A 21,551-nucleotide genomic window follows, 5' to 3' on the forward strand; every position below is an offset into this window, starting at 1 on the left:
GATCCTGAACGTTCTGCGACGACGGCGCGGCGGCGAAACATCGCATGCGGTTGACGCTAAAACCTGTATGAATTACTCCACAATCAATGTCCGAGGCGTTTGCCGCTGTCAATTCCGTTGCGGCGGAGATGCGCGACGTCTCGGTCCTCGGCAGAACCTCCCTGAACGGGACGACGCCGGACGCAAAAGAAAGAGCCGGCCGTTGGGCGAACGCACACTCAAGACTGCTGCCTGGATCGTATCCCTGCTTTGCCTCGCTCCGATTCTGGCGGTTGGGTTTGCGGCCGTGTCGGGCACGCTCGACACCTGGAACAGCCTGATGGCGACCGTGCTGCCGGACTATGCCTTGACCACGGTCAAGCTGGTCGCGCTGGTCGGCGTCGGCACCGCCATCGTCGGCACGTCGACTGCCTGGCTGGTGACAACCTGCAGCTTTCCCTTCCGCCGCACCTTCGAAATCGTGCTGGCGCTGCCGCTGGCCTTTCCTGCCTATGTGCTGGCCTACGCCTATACCGACCTGCTCGACCACCCCGGCGCGGTCCAGACTGCCCTGCGCCGGGTCACCGGCTGGGGGCCGCAAGAGTACTGGTTCCCGGAGGTTCGCTCGCTGGGTGGCGCCGCGGCGATGCTGATCTTCGTGCTCTACCCCTACGTCTATCTTCTGGCCCGCGCCGCTTTCGTCAAGCAATCCCCCACCGCCTATTTCGCCGCCCGCACCCTGGGCCATACGCCCTGGTCCTCGTTCTGGCGGGTCAGCCTGCCGATGGCGCGTCCGGCGATTGCCGGCGGTGTGCTGCTGGCGCTGATGGAAACCATCGCCGATTTCGGCACCGTGGCGCATTTCGGCGTTCAGACCTTCGCCACCGGCATCTACAGCGCCTGGTTCTCGATGGGCGACCGCATGGCGGCGTCGCAACTGGCACTCTGCCTGCTCGTGGTGGCGCTTGCCTTCGCGCTGCTCGAACGGGCCCAGCGCGGCGCGGCCAAGCGCTTTCCCGCCGGCTTGCGCAACGAGACCATGAAGCGGCATCAGTTGCGCGGCTGGCACGCGGCCGCGGCGTTGACCGCCTGCGTGCTGCCGGTGGCGATCGGCTTTGCCATTCCGCTGGTGGTGCTGGCCGACATGGCGATCAGCGCCGGCAGGTCGCCGTTTTCGCCGCGCTACATGGGCTATGTGCAGAATTCGCTGACACTGGCGTCGATCACCGCGCTGGTCACCGTGGCCGGCGCCATCATCATCGGCTTTTGCGCCCGTATCGCGCCCAGCCTTGCATCGCGGTTTTCCGCCGCCGCCGCCGGCATCGGCTACGCCGTGCCCGGCGGCGTGATCGCTGTCGGCTTGCTGGTGCCCTTTGCCGCGCTCGACAATTTCATCGACGCCTGGGCGCGCTCCAGCTTCGATGTCTCCACCGGCCTGTTTTTCACAGGCTCCATTGGTTTGCTGGTGGTGGCCTACATGGTGCGTTTCATCGCCGCAGCGCTGGGCGCCTTCGACACCGGCATTTCGGCGATCAAGCCCAACATCGACGCCGCCGCCCGCACCCTGGGCCGCAGCTCGGGGCGGATGCTGATCGAGGTGCATATTCCGCTGCTCAGACCCAGCCTGCTGACGGCGCTGCTGATTGTCTTTGTCGATGTGATGAAGGAGCTGCCGGCCACCTTGATCATGCGGCCGTTCAATTTTGACACGCTGGCGGTGCAGGCCTACCGGTTGGCCTCCGACGAGCGCCTCACCCAGGCGGCGCTGCCCTCGCTGATGATCGTCGCCTTCGGCTTGCTGCCAGTCATCCTGCTGTGCCACACCATCGGCAAGTCCGGCCGTCCCCAAAGCCGGGTGATCCGGCCAAAGATCGACGCGCTGGTGCCTTCGGCGTGAGGACGACCCGCATTGCCGCGATCACCTCGCCGGCACAGGAATTGTTGAGAGATCTGGCGGGGCTAATGGTCGCTTCCGCCCGCTCACTGATAACGGGACAGGACATTGCCGCCTCAACCGGTGATCGGCACGTCAAACGAAGCGAAAGCCGATTGGAGACTAGCGAATGGCGTCAGGCAACCGAGTGATTTGAAGCTCCTTCGGGTTGACATAGCAAACGTCATCGTCAGTTCGCACGGACAAAACCACGCGTTCGCCTGGCGTGGTAAAATCGAATGCCGTCTCCGTTTTCCCTAGTTCGCCGCATTGATCATTAACGCAAATTTGGGACGGGCTAACGCAACCACCCCTGCCATAGGTCATGTGAAATCGGTAATCTCCCTTCGGCTGGTCCCAGTAAATCCTGATCCCGTCCCGCGTCCCATTCTCGCGGCCGTCGCCAAAATAGGAATATATCTGGCGACCTTTCCAGGATGCATTTCCATCTGTCCATTCGAGCAGCGCTATGATGTCGCCGACGCGATCAACAACGATATCGCGGTTCTCGGCGGTCATGTGGCCAAAGGTATCGTAACTGGTGTCCTTACGTGAAAAGAACCATGTCGAAAGCTCGTTGCGCAGCGGATAGACGTTCTCGTAACCAATACGATTAATATCTTCAAAAGATAGATAGGAAGATCTGTCGTCTGGGTCGCTGAAATAGACAGATCCCCAAGACACGTCGAGAAAAACCCACTTTTCTCCTATCTTGACCTCCGCGGCAACATGAGAAGTTCTTCCACCATTGCTGATGTAAAAGAACTGGACCATTCGAACCGGAATATCCAGTTCTTCCATGAGGGCAGAGAAGACAATGATGTGATTGCCGCAAATGCCGTATCCGGCATCCAGGCAGACATCCGCCTTGACATGGGAAACGAACTCCTGCGCCATCATCCTCTTCAAATAGGAATACCTGCCACTTGTGACCGTGTTCTGCACGACATTGAGCGCCTGCAATGCCGCATAGAATTCGACCGGGGCAACTCTCGGGACCACTGAACCCTCGGCTTCCTGCCAGATTAGGCAGGCGTACTTCTTGATAATGTCGGTGTTTTCGCAAGACAGATCGGCAGGTTCTGTTGCTGCCACATTTGACAGACCTAAAACCGTGAGCGCGACGTACAGCAGCAGCCTTTTGAACACGACATGCCTCCGATCCCAAAGCAAACTATTGACGTGGTAACGAACCATTTAAGACTCGTCAAGGTTGCGTTAAAAATGCTCTCAAAGAGGGAAATTTCAAACCGCCTTATGGAATTGAGAAGCTGCGAGGGGAGTGGCCTCGGCGCCAGGGAGATCATGCGCCGGAATAATCCGGCCGCGATGATGAACCGCCGCCAAGGCGAGCGCGTTCAGATCCTGGGCAAGGGACCACGCCGCAAGTTTGTCGCCGCTTGCGTATCCCTTGAGAGCGCTGCCGGATGCGTTTGCAGGGAGAATCCAGCGGAAAGCAATTCCAGCGGCTCCTGTTTCGTCGGCTTACTGGGCGCCGGATCAGTTCAGCAACAGCGACCAATCAGACAATCCCGCAGCCCGCCGCAGCAAACGCCCCAAACAAAAAGGCCCGGACGCCAAATGTCCGGGCCTTTTCTCCGCGTCGGGTAAATCCGCCCCGGGCGGGTAGGAAATGCGGGGGTGGCTTACTTGTAGCCGACCTCGTTGTAGATTTCCTGCGCCCGGGCCTGGTTCTTGCCAAGCTGGTTGAGGTTGAGCGTATCGGCCTTGAAGCTGCCCAGGCCCTCGACCACCGAGGATGCCGCGACGCCCTCAACCACCGGATACTCGTTGTTGCCATTGGCGAAATAGGCCTGCGCCTGATCCGATGTGAAGTACTCGATCAGCTTGACCGCATTGTCGCGATTGGGCGCATGGGCGACGACGCCGACACCGGAAATATTGACATGCGCGCCGTTGCCGTCCTGATCCGGGAAGACGATGCCGATCTTGTCGATGCCTTCGCTCAGGCCGTCGACCTGACCGGCGACGCCACGGGCAAAGTAATAGGTATTGGCCACGGCGATGCCGCATTCGCCCGAAACCAGGCCTCGGAGCTGATCGGTGTCGCCGCCTTGCGGATCACGCGCCAGATTGTCCTTGAGGCCCTGCGCCCAGGACTTCGCCGCCTCGTCGCCATTGTGGGCGATATAGGCCGCAAGCAGCGACAGCATGTAGATGTTGGAGCTCGACCGGGCGCAGACCAGGCCCTTGTATTTGGGGTCGGCCAGTGCCGTGTAGGTGAGCGGCGGCTCGCTCACCTTGTCCTTGTCGTAAAAGATCACCCGGGCGCGCTTGGAAATACCGAACCAGTGACCTTCGGGATGACGCAGGCTTGCAGGGATCCGGGCGTCAAGCACATCCGATTGAACGGCTGAAAACAGGCCGGCCTCGTCGGCGCGCCACAACCGGCCGGCATCGGCGGTAATGAACACGTCAGCCGGGCTGTTGACGCCTTCGGCCTTCATCCGCTCGATCAGTTCGTCTTCCTTGCCTTCGATCAGATTGATCTTGATCCCGGTGGCCTCGGTGAAATCGCTGTAGAGCCGTTCGTCGGTGTCATAGTGACGCGACGAATAGATGTTGACCTCGCCCTCGGCGTGGGCGGGCACGGCAAGGGCCGCGACCGCCGAGACAGAGGCAATGAGGGCTAGAACGCGGGTGGTGGCAGTGGCCATTGGATACTCCATAGGATCTCAGAATTAAACATGACATTCGCGATCATGTTTATTGACTGACCGTTTTCCTGTCAACCAGCGCACAGGTCAAAACATGACATTTGCACGAAGCTTTCGAAATTCGCCCGCGCTGGGGGCCGCTCGCTTCAGAGGCCGTGTGGTCTGGCAGCTCAGGCTTCAGCCACCGCCCCAGCATCAGCAACGCAGCGACAAGCTCCCGCACTCAGGCTTGAGCGCAAAAATCCGCAACCGGCCAGCCCGCTCCATCTTGCCGATGGCAGCTGCCGGCTTAGGTAATCGGGTAGCCGCGCGGGCAACGACCTTCCCTGCCCGCGCTGCCGGGCAGGGCGTGATGGCTTGCAAAATCAGGAGGCGTTGGCATGTGGCAGCAAATTACCGCGGAGTTGAGTTCAGGCGGCGGCCCGCCGAATGTGATCATCGCCATTCGCATTGTCGGAACGATCCTTTTCTGCGGCATGATCGGCTACGAACGCGAGATCCACAAGAACAGCGCCGGCCTGCGCACCAACATTCTGGTGGGCGTCGCCGCGGCGGCTTTCGCGCTGATCACCCTGACGATGCTGGACACGCCGATGGCCGGCGATGAGGTCCAGGCCGATCCGCTGCGGCTGGTCGAGGCGGTGACCAATGGCGTGGCTTTTCTCGCTGCGGGCATCATCGTCTTTTCCAAGGGCGAAGTGCGCGGCCTGACCACCGGCGCCAGCCTGTGGATTTCTGCCGCCATCGGCCTCGCCACCGGCCTTGGCTACTGGTCGATTGCAGCCATGGTGACACTGGTGGGGGTTTTTGTGCTCGCCGCGCTGCGCCGTGCCCAGGTGGCGATCGGGCTGAAAGACCAGGATTGAAGGACGCAGGCGCCTCAACGCCGACATTCCGGCCGATGCCAGCCGGCGCGCCTCAGCCAAGCCGCGCGCCGGCACGCGCTACCCGACCTCTCACACCCCGGCCAAAATCTCATTGTCCGGCGTGCACTCTGTAGCACCGCGATCGCCCGGTTTCGGGAAGGGGAAAAGTGTGGTGGGCCCGGCAGGATTCGAACCTGCAACCAAGCGGTTATGAGCCGCCGGCTCTACCATTGAGCTACAGGCCCGGAGTTCCTCGACAGCGCCAGGCGCCGCCTCGGAGCCGCAACCGGATGATTGCAGGCAAAGTCCTCCGGCCGGACGCGCCGTCCGGACGATGGCGGTTTAGCCGAAAATCCGAGCCTTCACAAGACGCTGCTGTCACGCGTGGACCAAGCCGGTTGCACAACCCGCTTGCACCCCGAAAGCGCTGGACTGGCGGGCCTCGGAGCCACCGCGTCTGGCACGCCGGGGGCAAAGCAGCACACCACCCGACGCCACACCGCCCGACACCACGCCGCCCCACGCCACATCGATGAGACGGGTTTGCGGACACGCCCCGTTGCGGACGCCGATTCGGCCCCGCAGCACCCGCCTGGCGACACGGCCCGGCGGCGATGGTAGTCTGAGGCTGGCGGAACTGGCTTGGCGCGGCCGCCGTCAGACCGGCAAACCGCCCGCTGCCGCAATGCGTCCACATTGCCCCGCCATCACGTTGGGCATCGGGACGATATTTACCACTTCGGAGATGTTTCATGAGCTTTGTTTCTCTCGCCGGCCGCCGCGCCCTGTTCACTGCCGCGCTCGCCGCCACCCTGCTTTCAACGCCGCTGGCGGCTGTCGCTGACGAGACCAGGCGCCCCGACCCCGGCGTGATCACCGTCAGCGCCGAAGGTGTGGCCACCATTGCCCCCGACATGGCGGTGGTCTCGCTTGGCGTGGTGCGCGAGGCCGAGACCGCGCGGGCGGCGCTGGACGCCAACAATGAGGCCATGACCCAGGTTCTCGCGGCGATGAAGGACGAGGGCATTGCCGAGCGCGATCTGCAGACCGGCGCCTTTTCGATCCAGCCGCGCTGGTTCTACCCGCCCAACAGAGACGGCCAGGCCGAACAGCCGCGGATCACCGGCTACACGGTCAACAACACGCTGACGCTGCGCATCCGCGATCTCAGCCGTCTGGGAGCCATTCTCGATGCCTCGGTCAGCCTCGGCGTCAACCAGGGCGGCGATGTCATCTTCACCAATGACGACCAGGAAACCATCCGCGAGGCGGCCCGGCGCGACGCGGTCGTCAAGGCCAAGGCCAAGGCGGCAACCCTGACCGAGGCGCTCGGCGTCGGCCTTGGCCGCATCACCCAGATTTCGGAAAATTCGCTCAGCGCTCCGCCGATGCCGATGGTCCGCGCCGAGATGGCGATGATGTCGGCCAAATCCGACAGTTCGGTTCCGGTGGCCTCGGGCGAAAACGAATACCGCGTCAGCGTCAGTGTCAGCTGGGAACTGGCGCAGCAATAAGACCGCCCACACCAGGCACTGGCTGCATCGTGACAAACCCCGGGAGAGGCCCCCGGGGTGATCGTGAAAGCGGCTTTCCTGTGCCGCCTCAAGCGCGTCGTATCAAACCGGTTCCGGGTGACGCGCCTTAGGCTCTTTGTTTATGCATGTCGTTGTCGCAAAACCGCTGCACACGTTTGCACGACATGGATCAGCGGCGGACGTTGAGCACCGGGCAGCTGCGCTGATTGGCAAAGGCAACCCGCACCGAGCGGTGATGGCGCAAGCCCTCGACGACGACGCGGCGGTGATTGGCACGGACGACATGGGCGCGGCGCAAGCCCATGCGGCGGGCCTTGTTGACGGCGCGATGCGGCTGGCAGGCGCTGCGGTTGCGGCCACTGTCGCGACGATGACCTTCAAAACGGTTCCAGCCGCCGCGCCGGTCGCGATCGCGCACCACGATGGAACTGCCCGCCCCGCCGATCGACAGGCTGAAGCCGATGTCGCCAGCGCTGGCTGCGGGGGCGGAGGCGGCGACGCCGGCCGTGGCGACGACGAGGGCGGCGAGTGTATTGCGGATGAAGCTGTTCATGGCGGTTCTCCAGATTTGGCGGTGTTTGCGCCTGAGTGATGATCCCTTGCATCAACCGGTTGATCCGATTGATTGACCCCACACTACTCCGCCCTGTCTGAACCGAACCGGAACCGGCCGTTCATCTGCGGTTCACAAATGTCTGCCCGGGCGCCACCCGCGCTACAAATCACGGCACCACACCTGCAACGGCTTGCTGCTCTCCTGCGCCTCGCCGATGTCGCGCCAGGAAAACTCCGCCCGCACGCCCACAAGCGGCTGGTAGCCGAGCCGCCGCCAGAACGGGTCCAGCGGCAAATACGCATCAGGCCGCGCCGGGTGATCGGCGGGGCGGATGACCGAGGCGAACGCCGCGCGGCCAAAGCCTTGCGCCCGGCCGGCGGCCTCGCGCAGCTGGAAGAACGCCCGGCCCGCGCCGCGCCCGCGAAATTCGGGCAGCAGCACCGATTCGGCCAGATAGAAGAACTGGTCCGGATCCAGACCGGCACCGGCGAACGGCGCGGCAAACTCCTCGGCATGATCGGTGAGCGGCGCCGCCGTTGCCGCCCCGACCATGCGTCCGGCATCATCGCGCGCCGCCACCACCACCGCGCCCGGCGATGCGGCGAAGCGGCTGAGATAGCCCGCCTCGTAGTCCGCATCGCCATCATAGAGATAGGGCCAGGCGGCGAACACCGCGATCCGCAATTGCGCCAGATCCGCAAGCGCAGCAGCGATGCCGGCCGGGCTCAGAACCGAATAGTGCAGATCCGCCGAGGCTGTCATGGCAGCAGCGCCTCAGCCGGCTTTGACCTGGGCGATCCAGTCATTGAGATTGTAGCTGGTGGACACCCGCGTGATCAGCCCGTCCTCGATCTCGAAGAAGATCCCCGCCGGCAGCGAATAGCGCTGGCCATGGGCCTCGGGCAGGCCCTCGTCTGTGGCCAGATAGCTGCCGCGCACGGTGAATTCGGCGGCGCCGTGCAATCCGGTCTCATCGACCATGATGGCGATGTCGCCGAGTTCCTCGTCGTAATGCCGGGACATCTTGGCATTGAACCAGCGGAATTTTTCCTTGCCGATCTCGCGGCCGCCCTGGTTGATGTCATGGATCACCTCATCGTCGAGGCAGGCAAGCATGGTGTCGAAATCCTTGGCGTTGAACGCCTCAAGGTAACGGCGGATCAGGGCGATGGTGGTGTCTCGGCTCATGGCTGGCTCCAGGCTGGAATCACGGTGGCTCACAGGTGGCACAGGGCAAGGTCAGGAGGCAAGGCCTGCACCGGGCTGCTTTGACGGGAATGTTGGATCTCATCCCTTCTCCGGCCCAACGCCGCAACCGTCGCTTCCGTTCCGTTCTGCCGACGCGCCAAATCTCCCGCCGGCAATCTGCATCGGCGGGTTTGATCAGATTCAAGTCCGGAGGGCCGCACGCAGGCTTTGCCTTACGGAAAATGGTTTTATGTGTGTGCATGTCCGTTCGGGGACGGATGCAGTCATCTGACCCCGCCATGCACACAGGCTGGCGCAGCGCGCGCACGGCCCGAAACTCGCCGGATGATGTCCGATCGATCCGACAGGCGGCGCCTCGCACGCTACGGGAGTTTATCCCCGTCCCGGATTGCTCCGGCCGCAGCCTGGACCGGCCGCGGGCGTGGTTCTCAAGGGTCCGGCACGGACGCTGATCGCCGTATCAGGCGCGTCATGTCCGCCACAGGCCCGGTCCGGTGTCTCGATTCCGTGCCCGCCAGATGGCTGGCCCGGAGAAAAAAACCGGCCCGGTGGCTGGCTTTGCACGATCAAGTTCGACCGCCCGCCAGCGGAGCCCCGATGGCTTCCGCCTCCTTGCGCGACCTGCCGCACGTTACCGCAGATCCGCAAAAGGCCTTCCCCCCGCCTGGCCCGCAACGTTCGCGAACCATCCGGCAGCGGAAGTGCAATCAGTGTCGCACGGGTTTGGAAGGTGGGGATGAAAAGGCGGTGGGTTTTGGACAAGGGGTTGTTTTGATTGGAATGGCCCGCTTTTCCCCTCCCCCTGAGGGGCAGGGGCAGGGGCAGGGGTGGGGGTAGGCCTCCACCTTGTTGCCGAAGGCGGCTTATCGGCCCCGCCACAAATACCCCCACCCGGATCGCCTGCGCTCACGCTTGTCGCTCCGACCTCCCCTCAAGGGGGAGGTGGAATTCCGTGGGCGTGGTTCTTTCAGATTCCGTCATCCCGGCCTTGAGCCGGGATCCAGCAGGCGAGCGTCGGCGAGCCGGACGACCCTTTGCCTGCGTTCAATCACAAAGTCTCTCACCGCGTGGACACGCGGTGGCTGGACCCCGGGATCAGGTCCGGGGTGACGGGGTTGAGGGATTGCGCAACAATCGACTGCCGTCCGCAGGGCGTCCGTCGTGCAGCATATTTGCCGCACGTTACCGCAGATCCGCAAAAGGCCTTCCCCCCGCCTGGCCCGCAACGTTCGCGAACCATCCGGCAGCGGAAGTGCAATCAGTGTCGCACGGGTTTGGAAGGTGGGGACAAAATGCGGCGAGATTATTTTGCTGAAGCCGGACCGGCTCAGCCCTCAGTTGACCAGCCGCACGCTGGAGACCGACTGTCCGATGGCCGAAAATGCCTTCTTCAGGGACACCACATCGCTGGCCATGAAGAAGTTTTCCTTGCGGCTGGCGCAATTGGAAAACAGGTTCACCACCGAGGAAGACGAGGTTTTGTAAAGCACCGTGTAGACCTCGATCCCGAGCTTCTTGATCTCCACACACATGTTTGCCGTCGAGGTGTTGAGATAGGCCTCGGCCGCCGACTGTGTGGTGGCCGAATTGATCCGCTTGTCAGCCAGAAATCCGTAGGAGCCATAGTCGGATTTGTTGATGGTGTTGCTGGCCCCGTAGGACACATTGGTGCCATCGGTCATGATCACCAGGATTTTTGACGCGGCATCCGGGCCAAAGGGAGCGGCCTGGGCGTAAGGTTCCTGCGGCGACAGCACGCGCCACCCCCAGGCCAGGCCTTCGGCAATGTTGGTGCCCGATCCATTCCAGTACTGCATAGCATCAATGCCGGTCCTGACTTTCGACAGCGTCGCCGTCAACGGCACGATCGGCGTCGGGCAGGCGCGATTTGGCCCCATTGTCAAAGGTCCGGTGTCATCCTTGAAATCCCGGGGGACCGCAGTCTGCGTCTTGTATTTGGTGATCGAACGCTGGACCGTGGCACCGTCACCGGACATGCCATCATGGAGCCAGGAATTGTTGAAGCCGGTGGAGCTGTTGCCGCCGCTGGTGACACGGTTGCCGGGTTCATCGGCGGCAAAATAGGGTACGAACAAGGTGTTGGGTTTGCCCGCATCCGGCGAATCGAGACTGGTGTTGTAAGGGGCCGGCCGGGCCTCGACGCAGCCTTTCCAGGTTGTGCCCGACCAGGCAAACAGATTGCTATGGTGGGGATAGTTGCCCGCACTGAAATCAGCATTGTTGTGGCCTGACGATTTTCTCGTGGCACGCTGAGCCTCGGTCAGAAACGTCCAGCCATTGTAAAGCGATTTGCCGGACGTATCTATCCAGGCACTGTTGTAGCCTTCACCCTTGACATTGACTGCTGTGACGAACGGAATGAGCCCGACCTTCAGGCTCTGCTGCGAGGTGTCAACTTCCCCCAGGGCATTGAGCAGGGCGTGAGAGGCCTCCTTCAACGCCGCAATGCCGCCGCTTCCCATCGATCCGGTGTTATCAAGCGCGATCGCAATCTCGATGGCCCGGGTCGAAAAATAGGTCGAGGCTGCCGCCGATACCCTGTTGGGCATGAAATTGCCGATGAACACCAACGGAATTTCCACACTTGCATAGGCATCGGAGCGGATGAAATTCACCCCGACTGTCTGATCGATGCTCTGGTCGACCAGGGTCATGTCACTGACGGTTTGCACCTGGGCCTGGAGCAGGTCCTGGTAGATCTGCTTGCGCTCAGGGGTGGTTGCGGTTTTTTTCGATGCAGCCAGGACTGCGGCATCGACCATGTTCTGCAATTCAACCTTGGCGCGCGACATATTGGCATAATCCACGGCCAGCCCTGCCCCGGCAAAGAGCATCGGCAGCAGGGCTGCTGCGAACAGGCCGAAATTGCCACGCCTGCACTGAAAAATTGCTTTGGTCGTCAAATACAGCCTGCGCATGCTCTCGCTCCCTCAAGACGGCACGGCATTTCACAATGAAACCACCTCGCCCAAAGGATGTAAGCATCGTTCATAAAAGGAGCCTTAATGACACTTCCGCCACCGCCCGCAGCAGCCAACTTCCTGAAATCATGGTGAAGAATTCGTCTAGGGTCTGCGCGGTGATCGGTGGAGACGGCTGTCTCAAAATGCCGGAAAGCCGCGCGAATCCCATTGCGAGCGGGGGATCTTCTGGCCGACCTTGTGGGCAAAGCCGGTGACCTGCAGCGCGGCGTCGTCGACGGTGCAGCGGAAGGACAGCGAATACCAGGCGCCATCGGCACGGAAGGCGGCGTTTGTCTCGGTCAGAACATTGCCAGTGTCGAGGCGGTAGGACGGCAGCAGTTCCAGCCCGAAGCGCTCGGGCGCATTGCGCAATTGCTCGCGCAACTCCGAGGTGCAGAGCTGGCTGGCTCTGAGGCCGCGCGGCAGGCTGCCCATTGCCGCCATCGCCACCGGATTGCCGCTGATGCTGGTGGAGAACAATTGCCGGGCTTCCGCCAACACCAGAGGCGCGCCGGGGTCTGCCGCCTCGGCATCGGTGCCGGAGGGCGCGGCGGCGGCAGATTGAGCCGGCGCTTCAATCAAGGCCGGAGCAAGGACGGTCTGGGTGTCCGCCTCGGCCAGACTGTCCGGGGCGCCGTCCAGATCGGCTTCGGGCAGCGTGATGTCGAGCGGGAGCGCCAGCGTCGGCGCGGCATCCGCCTCCGGCTCGGGCTCGGGCTGGTCTTGCGGGTCCTCGGGCTGCTGCGACTCCGTAGTGTCGGCTTCAGGGGTAGCATCGTCGGGGCCCGGCGCCGCCGGTGCTTCGGCTGCGCCGCCGTCGAGCGCCAGTTCAGGGCCGCTGTCCTGTTCGCCAAAACGGAACACCGGTCGCAGCACCGGAATCGGCACGCCGTCGGCCGCTTCCCCGGCGTCCGCCGCTGGCGGCGCGGGCGTTTCCGGTTCGGGCGTTTCCGGCTCGGGCATGTCCGGTTCGGAGACTTCCGGTTCCGGCGCTTCCGCCCTCTCCAGCGGCGGCTCCGGCGGAACCTCCGGAGGCTCGACCAGGGTCACCTCGATCACCTGATCGTCCGGTTCGGCGTCGGGCTCGGGCAGCGGCAGGGTGATCAGCAGCGCCGCCACGATCAGCCCGTGAGCGAGCAGCGACAGCGCCAGGGCTCCGCTCAACCGGTTCGACATGATCTCCCGCACTCGCTTCATGCCCAGATCCATAGCAGAAATTCGGGCGGAACGAGGGCCGGTCGCACCAAATCCGGCCTCTGCCGCCTGTACGCCGGGTGGAACGGCAAGCCGGCTCAGGCGTTGGCTCTGCGACAGCCAAGATTCAAGGAGCAGATCCATGCCAGCAAAAACCCTCTTCATCACCGGCGCCTCGAGCGGCATTGGCGCCGCCACGGCGCGGGCCGCACGCCGGGCCGGCTGGAATGTCGGGCTGTTCGCCCGCTCCGAAGACAAGCTCAAGGCACTGACGCAAGAACTCGGCGACCGTTCGCTGGCCTTGCCCGGCGACGCCACCAGCCTGGACGACCAGAACCAGGCGCTGGCCATGCTCAAGCACACCTATGGCCGCGTCGATGCCGCCTTTGCCAATGCCGGCATGGGGGTGAGGAACGCGGGCACCGAACAGGGCGATCCGGAAGAATGGCAGCGGTTGGTCCAGCTCAACATCCTTGGCCTGCTCTACACCGCCAAGGCGGCAATCCCGCATCTGCGTCCGCGCAAGGGCCACATGCTGATGACCGGCTCGGCGGCGGGCCGGGTGCATATCCCCGGCTCGGTCTACGGCGCGTCAAAATGGTTCGTGCATGGCTTTGCCGGCAATCTGGCCGAAGAAATGAAAGAATGGGGCGGCCGCTGCACGGTGGTGGCGCCGGGCATGGTCAACACCGGATTTTTCGACGAGGCCAAGCCCGACAAGCTGCAGCCCGAGGATGTGGCCGAGGCGGTGATGTTCGCGCTTGCGGCCAAGCCGCGCAATGATGTGCGCGAAGTCTTTCTGATGCCCACCGACTGAACCGGCACGCCGCCCGCCGATCCCGAGCCCGGCTCTCAGCCTGCCGGCCATACGGCCGATACCAGCGCTCAGACGGCGCCGGCGAGCACACAACAGGCGGCGCATGACGCGGACCGGAATTTCGCCGGCTGGCCGCTGCAGGCCCCGCCTGGTGCTGCCAGCTCGGACCCTGACACTTGCCGGTGTTCATGCGGCGACGCTGGCGGACTGGCATTGCCCGGCACTGAATCCCGGCCTGATTGGCCAGATGGTGGCGCATGTTCTGAAACCGCAGTCAGTAAAGCCAGAAACAATCACGCCTTTAGCGGGAATTACAAGCAGAGAACAAGGATAGATAGACGGAACCTTACTATCCTATCAATCCTTTAGCCACCTCAACTGCAAAACGTCAAATCCTATCCTTGCTACCTCCCACCTGACGCTGCGTCATTTTTTTTGCAATACTTGCAAAGCGGATGTATAATCGGCCTGCACGATTCACGCGGCCTTCCAAACCCGCTCACTGCGGAACGCGGGCTACGCGGAACAAGGGGGCTAATCATGCGGACCAATCTGGCAGCGATATGTTCAATAGCGGCACTCGGCATTGCGGTTCCGGGTCACGCGGTGGCGGAACCTGACGAATATGTCCGGGTCTGCGATAGCTACGGCAGTGGTTTCTTCTACATTCCGGGAACCGAGACCTGCCTGAGACTTACCGGCTATGTCGACTACCAGACGTCGTGGCTGAAAAACACCCACAGCATTGGCGGGGGCACGGTGGTCCGGGGCGCCGGCGGGCCCTCAAACGAGCTGTTCGGCGCCACCTACGGCAACTGGATCAGGCGCGATGGCCTGAGGGTCGGCTTTCGCACCTCAGGCGATTACGGCGACGCAAAAATCGGTGATCTGCCCTTGGTCGGCGCCTATATCGATTACGAGGGCGCCTGGGGCGATGAAGGCTATCAGGGAAGTTCGGTGATCGGCGCAGACAATGTCACGCAAACCGGGTTCACCTTTCTCCAGCAGCACCCCATGTACGGCACCGGCGTGATCGCCAGCACCAATGGCTTCGGGCTCGACAGCAGCGGCACACTGGGCAACAGCTGGCACCGCGCCAATCTGGGGCTGAAATTTGCGGTGCCGGGGTTTGACGGGAGCAGCGATGACGCTGACGATGACCGTGACGGGCTTCGTGTCCGCGGCCGCCTGGGGCTGTTTTATGAGACCCTGGATACAGATGCCACCGGACGGTCCGACCTGACCTTCAACGGAACCCCGTTCAACGGCTTCTACCAGAACTATGATCTCGACGCCAAGGACGAGTATTTCGGTGTCCGCCTGGGAACCCATATCGGGCTGCCGCCGTGTCTGGATGGCAAATTCAAGACCAGCATCGGCGCCGATCTCTATCTCGGCTATCATACCGGCAAAGGCTACTACTCTCATAATACCGGCGCATTCGGCACCCAGATCAACGAGACGCGAAGCTATTCCGAGAGCGGATTTACCGTCGGGGCCGGCGTCTCGCTGGGTGCGTCCTATGAAATTGCGCCCGGCTGGCGTCTGGGCAGCAAGGTGGAGTTTTCCTACCTGCCGCAAGTCACCAGCTTCAGCGCGCCGCAAAATCCCAGCGAACAGGCCAACGCCGGCTTCTCGTCGGACTCGGCCACCCGCGTCATAGCCTCCTTCGGCCTTCGCGTGCAGTTCTAAGCAGCGGCCGGGGTGAGGCTCACACGCTTCATGCCCCGAATATGTGCGCGCAGCCCATGCGATGAACACTGGAGGAAAGGGGGCTATCGGCCGTCGTTGCGGTTCCTGGAGGAGCTTACCATTTTCCGTCATGCCGGACCCCGATCCGGCATCCAGCGGGCGAGCGTCCGCGAGCCAAACGACTCTTTTCACGACGCGGACGCGTCGTGGCTGGATTCCGGCTCAAGGGCCGGAATGACGGGGGTTTGCGACGGTGCCCGGATGCCGAAGGACCGGCAGCAAAAAACCCGGCGCAATGGCCGGGTTTTGAAATTGGGGCTGCCGCTTCACTTGCAAAATCCAACGTTGAGCCTTCGGCCAAATGGTTGCTTTTGCTTTCTCTCCCTCAAGGGGAGAGAAGGAAGACGTCAGCTATCCAGGAACGAGCGCAGCTTACGGGAGCGGCTCGGGTGCTTGAGTTTTCTCAGCGCCTTGGCTTCGATCTGGCGGATACGTTCGCGGGTGACCGAGAACTGCTGGCCGACCTCCTCGAGCGTGTGGTCGGTGTTCATGCCGATGCCGAAGCGCATCCTGAGCACGCGTTCCTCGCGCGGCGTCAGCGAGGCCAGCACGCGGGTGGTGGTCTCACGCAAATTGGCCTGGATCGCCGCGTCGATCGGCAGGATCGCATTCTTGTCCTCGATGAAATCACCCAGATGCGAATCTTCCTCGTCGCCGACCGGCGTTTCCAGGCTGATCGGCTCCTTGGCGATTTTCAGCACCTTGCGCACCTTTTCCAGCGGCATGGCGAGTTTTTCCGCCAGCTCTTCCGGCGTCGGCTCGCGGCCGATCTCGTGCAGCATCTGGCGCGAGGTGCGGACGATCTTGTTGATCGTCTCGATCATGTGCACCGGAATACGGATGGTGCGGGCCTGGTCGGCGATCGAGCGGGTGATCGCCTGCCGGATCCACCAGGTGGCATAGGTCGAGAACTTGTAGCCGCGGCGGTATTCGAACTTGTCCACCGCCTTCATCAGGCCGATATTGCCTTCCTGGATGAGATCGAGGAACTGCAGGCCGCGGTTGGTGTATTTCTTGGCAATCGAGATCACCAGCCGCAAATTGGCCTCGACCATTTCCTTCTTGGCGATGCGCGCCTCGCGCTCGCCCTTCTGCACCATCTGCACGATGCGGCGGAATTCGGAGATCGAAATGCCGGTTTCGGTGGCCAGAAACTGGATCTCGGTGCGCAGGTCGCGGATGTTGCTGGATTCGGACTTGGCGAATTCCTTCCAGCCCTTGGCCGACAGATTGGCGATCGACTTCATCCAGTTGGGATCAAGTTCGGCGCCGGAATACTGCACCAGGAAGTCATCGCGCTTGACGCCGTAGCTTTCGGCCAGACGCAGCAGACGGCCTTCATTGGCCACCAGACGCTTGTTGATGTCGTACAGCTGCTCGACCAGGCTGTCGATGCGGTTCTGGTTCAGTGACAGCGACTTGACCGCCGTGATCAGCGCGTCCTTGAGTTCCTTGTAGCGGCGTTCCTGTGCCGGCGAGAGCGTGCCGGTGGCGGCAAGGCGTGCCTCGACCTGCTGGTCCTGCAGCTTGCGCAGCTTCTTGTAGGTCTCGGCGATGGTGTCGAGGGTTTCCATCACCTGCGGACGCAGCTCGGCTTCCATCGCCGCGAGCGAGAGATTGTTCTCGTCATCGTCGTCATCGTCGTCATCATACTGGCCTTCACCGCCGACATTGGTGACGTCGTCGGACTTGGCCTTCTCGGCACGCGCCTTTTCCTTTTCCTCGGCGACCTTCCGGTCGGCCTCGATCTTTTCAGGGCTCTGGAACTGCGGCGCAGCCTTGGCCTCGGGGCCGGAATAGGTGGTTTCCAGATCGATGATCTCGCGCAACAGTGTCGAGCCCTCGTTGAGCTCCTCGCGCCAGATGATGATCGCCTGGAAGGTCAGCGGGCTTTCGCAAAGCCCCGCGATCATGGTTTCGCGGCCGGCCTCGATGCGCTTGGCGATGGCAATCTCGCCCTCGCGGGAGAGAAGCTCCACCGAACCCATTTCGCGCAGATACATCCGCACCGGATCGTCGGTACGGTCCGTGGGCTCTTTCTTCTTGGTGGTGGTAACGGCCGAACCGGCTGCGGTGGCAACTTCGGTGCCTTCGCTTTCGGTCTCGGTCTCTTCTTCCGTTTCCTTGTCTTCGTTGGCCTCGTCTTCCTCGACCACATTGATGCCCATATCGGAGAGCATCGACAGGATGTCTTCGATCTGTTCGGAGGTTACCTCCTCCGAGGGCAGCACAGCATTGAGCTCGTCCATGGTCACATAACCCCGTTTTTTCGAGGTCTTGATCATTTTCTTGACGGCATCATCCGAAAGGTCGAGCAACGGCCCGTCAGGCGTGGTGGCCTCGCGCTCGTTCTCGGTCTCGTCTGCTGCTTCTTTTACCTTGCTTGCCATGGGCAGTCACTTTCCCCGGATTTCAGTCGGTTGATTTCGCCCGCGCCAGAAACTGGCGCATGCCGCCCGCCATGATGGCGGCCGGCCGTTTCGCGAATCATCCGGTATGTTGTGGCGTACGGATACCTAATACCCTGTTAACCATGCCGATCATTCAAGTTTGCGGCCTTTAACTCTTCAGTCATGCGGAGCCTGGAAAACGCAATATCGATTCAGACCCGTCGAGCCCTGTAATCTCGCGCGCTTGTGTCCAACAGGTGATTCCCATAAAAAACCTTTTCGTCAAGGCTTATCAGCCAAAAACCGCCCAGTTGGGAGGATTAGCGCGCAATCGGCTGCGTTTCCCGGACAATCTCCAGATTCCCTATGTAGGAGCCACTTTCGATTTCACAAGTGCGGCCGCGCAAATTGCCGCTGCGCACCTGCCGCCCGACAGCTTGAAAGCAGGGCGCGCTGAGCGGGGCGACGGACAGGCGAAAACCTCGGTCGATCAACAGGGCGCGGTTCTAACTGCCGCGTCCGCCCTTGGCCCGGCCCGACAGCACGCCAAAGCCGTCGATGATGGCCTCCTGGTTTTCCAGCCGCGCCGCTTCGAGGTGGACTTCCTGCAGCGCCAGCATCAAGCCCGGAATCGCCTCGCCGTCGCCGGCTTCCGTGGCTTCGGCAATATCGCGCTCCAGCTCGGCCCTTTGCCATTTGAGCTCGCGGGTGCGCTTGTGCAGTGCCAGCGCCTGTTGATAGCCTTCATGCGCATCTTCGGCCGCCGCCTCGACTGTCGCCGTCCAGATCCGCGCGTTCCGGATCTGGGTCTCGAGGCGGGCAATGAAAGCGCCCTGCCCGTCAGCTTCGAGCGCCTCGAACAGCCGTTCGCGGTCGAACCGTCCGCCCACCGAGGCGGCGTCGAGCATGACCTGCCAGACCCGCATCAGGCCCTTGTCGTCGAATTCCAGCGCTGACAGCTCATCAAATTCGTGGTGCAGCATCTGCGGATGATTGGCCACCGTCATCACCAGCACGGTTTCACGCAAGGACGGCATGGCGCCATGGCCGCGCACCAAGCCGGACTGGCTCAGCCGGTCCGACACCGCCAAGGAACGCACGAACTGCAGCCCGCCACCGCGTTTGCCGTCCCGCCCGCCGCCACCATATCCGCCGCGGCCGTAAGCACCACCGCCGGATCTGCCCTTGTCCTGATTGCCAAAGCGATGGCCGGTGCCGAAAAATGCCTGCATGCGGTCGCGCATGTCCTGCTGATAATGCCGGCGCAGGCTTTCATCGGCGATCAGCGCAGTGGTCTGCCGCAGCTTGGCTTCCAGCTCGGCGCGGCTTTCAGGGGTTTCAAACACCCCGCTCCCCGCCTCGCGCGACCAGACAATGTCAGCCAGCGGACGCGCCGATTCGATCACCTGGTCGAACGGCTCGCGGCCATCCTGACGCACCAGATCATCGGGGTCCTTGCCCGGCGGCAGCACGGCGATCCGGAGCGACCGGCCTGGGCCGATCAGCGGCAGCGCCAGATCAACGGTGCGGTTGGCGGCACGCTGGCCGGCCTCGTCACCATCAAAACACAAGACCGGATGTGGCGTCACCCGCCAGGCCAGCTTGAGCTGATTTTCGCCCAGCGCAGTGCCCAAAGGCGCGATCACATTGTCGATGCCTGCCTGCGCCAGCGCGATCACGTCCATGTAGCCCTCGACCACGATCAAGGTGCCGTCGGGACCGCAGGCGCGCCGGGCGCGGGTGAAATTGTACAGCACATTGCCCTTGTGGAAGAGCTCGGTTTCGTTGGAATTGAGGTATTTCGCCGGCGCCGTTGGCGACAGGGCGCGACCGCCAAAGGCAATCACCCGCTCCCGCGACGACAGGATGGGGAACATGATGCGGTCGCGGAAGCGGTCATAGGAGACGGCGATTTCGGGACCGTGCACCACCAGCCCGCAAGCCTCGATCTGCTCCTTGCCGACGCCGCGCGAAGCCAGATGTTCTTTCAGCGCGCTGCGGCTGTCGGGACTGTAGCCGAGCCGGAAGGCTGCAATGGTGCGGCCCGACAGCCCGCGGTCGCGCAAATAGGCCCGCGCCTTGGCACCCTGGGGGCCCTGAAGCTCGGCCTCGAAGAAGGCGGCAGCCATCTCCATCACATCCTCGAGGCTGGCGCGCTGGCGTTGCCGTTGCGCCGCTTGCGGGTCGGGCGCAGGCAGCGCGATGCCGGCCATATCGGCGACGCGCTCGACCGCCTCGGGAAAACTCAGGCTTTCAAGCTCGGTGAGAAACCTGAAATGGTCGCCCGAGACGCCGCAGCCAAAGCAATGATACCGGCCCTTGCGGTCCTCGCAGTGAAAGCTCGGCGATTTTTCGCCATGGAAGGGACAGCAGGCCCACCAGTCGCCGCGCGATGTGTTGGTCTTTTTCCGGTCCCAGGTCACATGCCGGCCGATCACGTCCGAGATCGGAACGCGTTCACGGATATCGTCGAGAAAGGACGGAGAAAACCGCAAGATCGGGCGCGCCTCCGGCGCAAAAACAGCCTGGTTGAAGATCCCGTCTATATAGGCACGCCGGTTACCGCTGGCAAAGGCTCAAGCACGCCACTCCCCGTTATGCACAAGCACCGGCGCTCCAGCGGCGCTTGGGCAGGTCGTGTTCAGATGGATTGGTCTGAGCGGCAACGTCCATGCATTGATTCAAGCAGATACAACGTTCTTGCAACATCCTGCCGATTGCGTGGCGCTGTATCGCTGTCGCCGGGATCGCGCACAGAGATGGCCACTGGATGGCGACCGTCGCCGGCTACCGCCGGCCAGGTCAGGTCAGGTCAGGTCAGGTCAGGTCAGCTGAACAGTCCCAGCCGGATGGCGCAAACGACCGCCTGGGTTCGGTTCGAACATCCCAGTTTCCTGGTGGCAATGGTGGCGTAGCGGTTGATGGTGTGCTCAGAAAGCCCGGTAATCCGCGCGATCTCGGGACTGGTTTTGCCTTCAGCGGTCCAGCACAGGATTTCGACTTCGCGCCTGTTGAGAATCGGTTTCGCCGGCTGGTCGGCAATATTGATCTTCGAAATCTGTTCGACCAGCATGGTGGCAAACATGGCAAGCGCCGACAATTCCTGGTCCGACAGAAGCGCGCGGCCGCCAAGGAAGCAAACCGCATATCTCAGGCCACCGATATCGTGGATGGGGAAACTCACGCCCATGGTCAGCCCATATTGCGTGAACAACCTGTCGGCGCGCAGTTGCTTCTGCGTTGAAAGACCACGGTTGAGCGCTTTGATGTCGATCAGAACCGGGGTTATTTTCTTCCGCAATTCGTTCAGAATCGGACTGTTCCTGGCCAGCTCCAGCTTGTCATACTCAGCGGTCATTTCCGGCGGCCAGCTCGAAATCAGCGACAGTTGCGCAATGGTCTGAGGCGTGTCAGCGGGGGTATTCTGGAGCGAAATCACCGAAAAATAGCGGAAGTCATACTCGGTGCAGGCCTGTCGCAAGACCTGCATGGCATCAAAAATCGTGCGAATCCTGACGACGGATTCGAACAATGGTGCCGACAAGGCCGCGTTGGTTGCTTGCGCCTTCATTCAATCATCCGATATGCCCATGGAGCGGACCAACTCCAGAGATTTAACCGCACCCGCTGCAGTTGTCCCGCTGACACAGATCCAGGA

Annotated in this window: 15 protein-coding genes and 1 tRNA gene; 5 read left to right on the top strand and 11 right to left on the bottom strand. The window is 62.4% G+C overall.

Annotated features, from left to right (window positions below; all coding sequences use genetic code 11):
• Positions 1–202: 202 nt before the first annotated feature.
• On the top strand, positions 203–1,876 hold the full coding sequence (locus tag PZ897_RS15640) for an iron ABC transporter permease (protein ID WP_275753439.1): 1,674 nt from the start codon (positions 203–205) through the stop codon (positions 1,874–1,876).
• Positions 1,877–2,035: 159 nt separating this feature from the next.
• On the opposite strand, the gene PZ897_RS15645 is transcribed toward PZ897_RS15640, so the two are convergent.
• Positions 2,036–3,061, bottom strand: a complete 1,026-nt coding sequence (locus tag PZ897_RS15645; protein WP_275753440.1) for a transglutaminase domain-containing protein — start codon at positions 3,059–3,061, stop codon at positions 2,036–2,038.
• Between the two features lie 497 nt (positions 3,062–3,558).
• Positions 3,559–4,590 (bottom strand): Fe(3+) ABC transporter substrate-binding protein, encoded by a 1,032-nt coding sequence (locus tag PZ897_RS15650; protein ID WP_275753441.1) that lies wholly within the window; start codon positions 4,588–4,590, stop codon positions 3,559–3,561.
• Between the two features lie 380 nt (positions 4,591–4,970).
• On the opposite strand from PZ897_RS15650, the gene PZ897_RS15655 reads away from it, so the two are divergent.
• On the top strand, positions 4,971–5,456 hold the full coding sequence (locus PZ897_RS15655) for an MgtC/SapB family protein (RefSeq protein WP_275753442.1): 486 nt from the start codon (positions 4,971–4,973) through the stop codon (positions 5,454–5,456).
• A gap of 170 nt (positions 5,457–5,626) precedes the next feature.
• Here the strand turns inward: PZ897_RS15655 and PZ897_RS15660 are convergent.
• A tRNA-Ile gene (locus tag PZ897_RS15660) sits at positions 5,627–5,701 on the bottom strand.
• 507 nt (positions 5,702–6,208) lie between these two features.
• Here PZ897_RS15660 and PZ897_RS15665 point away from each other — a divergent pair.
• A complete protein-coding gene (locus tag PZ897_RS15665; protein WP_275753443.1) occupies positions 6,209–6,970 on the top strand; it encodes an SIMPL domain-containing protein in 762 nt (253 codons plus the stop codon).
• Between the two features lie 190 nt (positions 6,971–7,160).
• Here the strand turns inward: PZ897_RS15665 and PZ897_RS15670 are convergent, their stop codons facing one another.
• The 5 genes from PZ897_RS15670 to PZ897_RS15690 form a co-directional block, all read right to left on the bottom strand.
• On the bottom strand, positions 7,161–7,544 hold the full coding sequence (locus PZ897_RS15670; protein ID WP_275753444.1) for a hypothetical protein: 384 nt from the start codon (positions 7,542–7,544) through the stop codon (positions 7,161–7,163).
• Between the two features lie 162 nt (positions 7,545–7,706).
• Positions 7,707–8,309 (bottom strand): GNAT family N-acetyltransferase, encoded by a 603-nt coding sequence (locus tag PZ897_RS15675; RefSeq protein ID WP_275753445.1) that lies wholly within the window; start codon positions 8,307–8,309, stop codon positions 7,707–7,709.
• A gap of 12 nt (positions 8,310–8,321) precedes the next feature.
• Positions 8,322–8,735 carry a ketosteroid isomerase-related protein gene (locus tag PZ897_RS15680; protein ID WP_275753446.1) on the bottom strand — a complete coding sequence of 138 codons (414 nt, stop codon included), beginning with the start codon at positions 8,733–8,735 and terminating at the stop codon, positions 8,322–8,324.
• Positions 8,736–10,090: 1,355 nt separating this feature from the next.
• A complete protein-coding gene (locus PZ897_RS15685; RefSeq protein WP_275753447.1) occupies positions 10,091–11,695 on the bottom strand; it encodes a pilus assembly protein in 1,605 nt (534 codons plus the stop codon).
• A gap of 183 nt (positions 11,696–11,878) precedes the next feature.
• Complete coding sequence (locus tag PZ897_RS15690) at positions 11,879–12,937, bottom strand: DUF930 domain-containing protein (RefSeq protein WP_275753448.1); 1,059 nt, start codon at positions 12,935–12,937, stop codon at positions 11,879–11,881.
• A 139-nt stretch (positions 12,938–13,076) separates the two neighbouring features.
• Between PZ897_RS15690 and PZ897_RS15695 the strand changes: the two genes are divergently transcribed.
• Both PZ897_RS15695 and PZ897_RS15700 read left to right on the top strand, forming a co-directional pair.
• On the top strand, positions 13,077–13,751 hold the full coding sequence (locus PZ897_RS15695) for an SDR family oxidoreductase (protein WP_275753449.1): 675 nt from the start codon (positions 13,077–13,079) through the stop codon (positions 13,749–13,751).
• Positions 13,752–14,291: 540 nt separating this feature from the next.
• The gene (locus tag PZ897_RS15700; protein ID WP_275753450.1) at positions 14,292–15,443 is read left to right on the top strand and encodes a porin; all 1,152 of its coding nucleotides are present in this window, start codon (positions 14,292–14,294) and stop codon (positions 15,441–15,443) included.
• Positions 15,444–15,850: 407 nt separating this feature from the next.
• On the opposite strand, the gene rpoD is transcribed toward PZ897_RS15700, so the two are convergent.
• From rpoD to PZ897_RS15715, 3 genes are all read right to left on the bottom strand, one after another.
• Positions 15,851–17,893 carry an RNA polymerase sigma factor RpoD gene (gene rpoD, locus PZ897_RS15705; RefSeq protein ID WP_275753451.1) on the bottom strand — a complete coding sequence of 681 codons (2,043 nt, stop codon included), beginning with the start codon at positions 17,891–17,893 and terminating at the stop codon, positions 15,851–15,853.
• A gap of 506 nt (positions 17,894–18,399) precedes the next feature.
• Positions 18,400–20,388: a DNA primase gene (gene dnaG / locus PZ897_RS15710; RefSeq protein WP_275753452.1), complete on the bottom strand. Its 1,989-nt coding sequence runs from the start codon at positions 20,386–20,388 to the stop codon at positions 18,400–18,402.
• Between the two features lie 332 nt (positions 20,389–20,720).
• Positions 20,721–21,464 (bottom strand): LuxR family transcriptional regulator, encoded by a 744-nt coding sequence (locus tag PZ897_RS15715; protein ID WP_275753453.1) that lies wholly within the window; start codon positions 21,462–21,464, stop codon positions 20,721–20,723.
• Positions 21,465–21,551 lie beyond the last annotated feature (87 nt).

The organism is Hoeflea sp. YIM 152468 (assembly GCF_029210485.1).
Taxonomy (GTDB): domain Bacteria; phylum Pseudomonadota; class Alphaproteobacteria; order Rhizobiales; family Rhizobiaceae; genus Hoeflea.

What these genes read in the sequence shown, in the direction of transcription:
- PZ897_RS15665 (WP_275753443.1), top strand. Translation starts at nt 6,209, where the DNA reads ATGAGCTTTGTTTCTCTCGCCGGCCGCCGCGCCCTGTTCACTGCCGCG.
- PZ897_RS15700 (WP_275753450.1), top strand. Translation starts at nt 14,292, where the DNA reads ATGCGGACCAATCTGGCAGCGATATGTTCAATAGCGGCACTCGGCATT.
- PZ897_RS15650 (WP_275753441.1), bottom strand. Translation starts at nt 4,590, where the DNA reads ATGGCCACTGCCACCACCCGCGTTCTAGCCCTCATTGCCTCTGTCTCG.
- PZ897_RS15680 (WP_275753446.1), bottom strand. Translation starts at nt 8,735, where the DNA reads ATGAGCCGAGACACCACCATCGCCCTGATCCGCCGTTACCTTGAGGCG.
- PZ897_RS15695 (WP_275753449.1), top strand. Translation starts at nt 13,077, where the DNA reads ATGCCAGCAAAAACCCTCTTCATCACCGGCGCCTCGAGCGGCATTGGC.
- PZ897_RS15685 (WP_275753447.1), bottom strand. Translation starts at nt 11,695, where the DNA reads ATGCGCAGGCTGTATTTGACGACCAAAGCAATTTTTCAGTGCAGGCGT.
- PZ897_RS15655 (WP_275753442.1), top strand. Translation starts at nt 4,971, where the DNA reads ATGTGGCAGCAAATTACCGCGGAGTTGAGTTCAGGCGGCGGCCCGCCG.
- PZ897_RS15670 (WP_275753444.1), bottom strand. Translation starts at nt 7,544, where the DNA reads ATGAACAGCTTCATCCGCAATACACTCGCCGCCCTCGTCGTCGCCACG.
- PZ897_RS15715 (WP_275753453.1), bottom strand. Translation starts at nt 21,464, where the DNA reads ATGAAGGCGCAAGCAACCAACGCGGCCTTGTCGGCACCATTGTTCGAA.
- rpoD (WP_275753451.1), bottom strand. Translation starts at nt 17,893, where the DNA reads ATGGCAAGCAAGGTAAAAGAAGCAGCAGACGAGACCGAGAACGAGCGC.
- PZ897_RS15675 (WP_275753445.1), bottom strand. Translation starts at nt 8,309, where the DNA reads ATGACAGCCTCGGCGGATCTGCACTATTCGGTTCTGAGCCCGGCCGGC.
- PZ897_RS15690 (WP_275753448.1), bottom strand. Translation starts at nt 12,937, where the DNA reads ATGAAGCGAGTGCGGGAGATCATGTCGAACCGGTTGAGCGGAGCCCTG.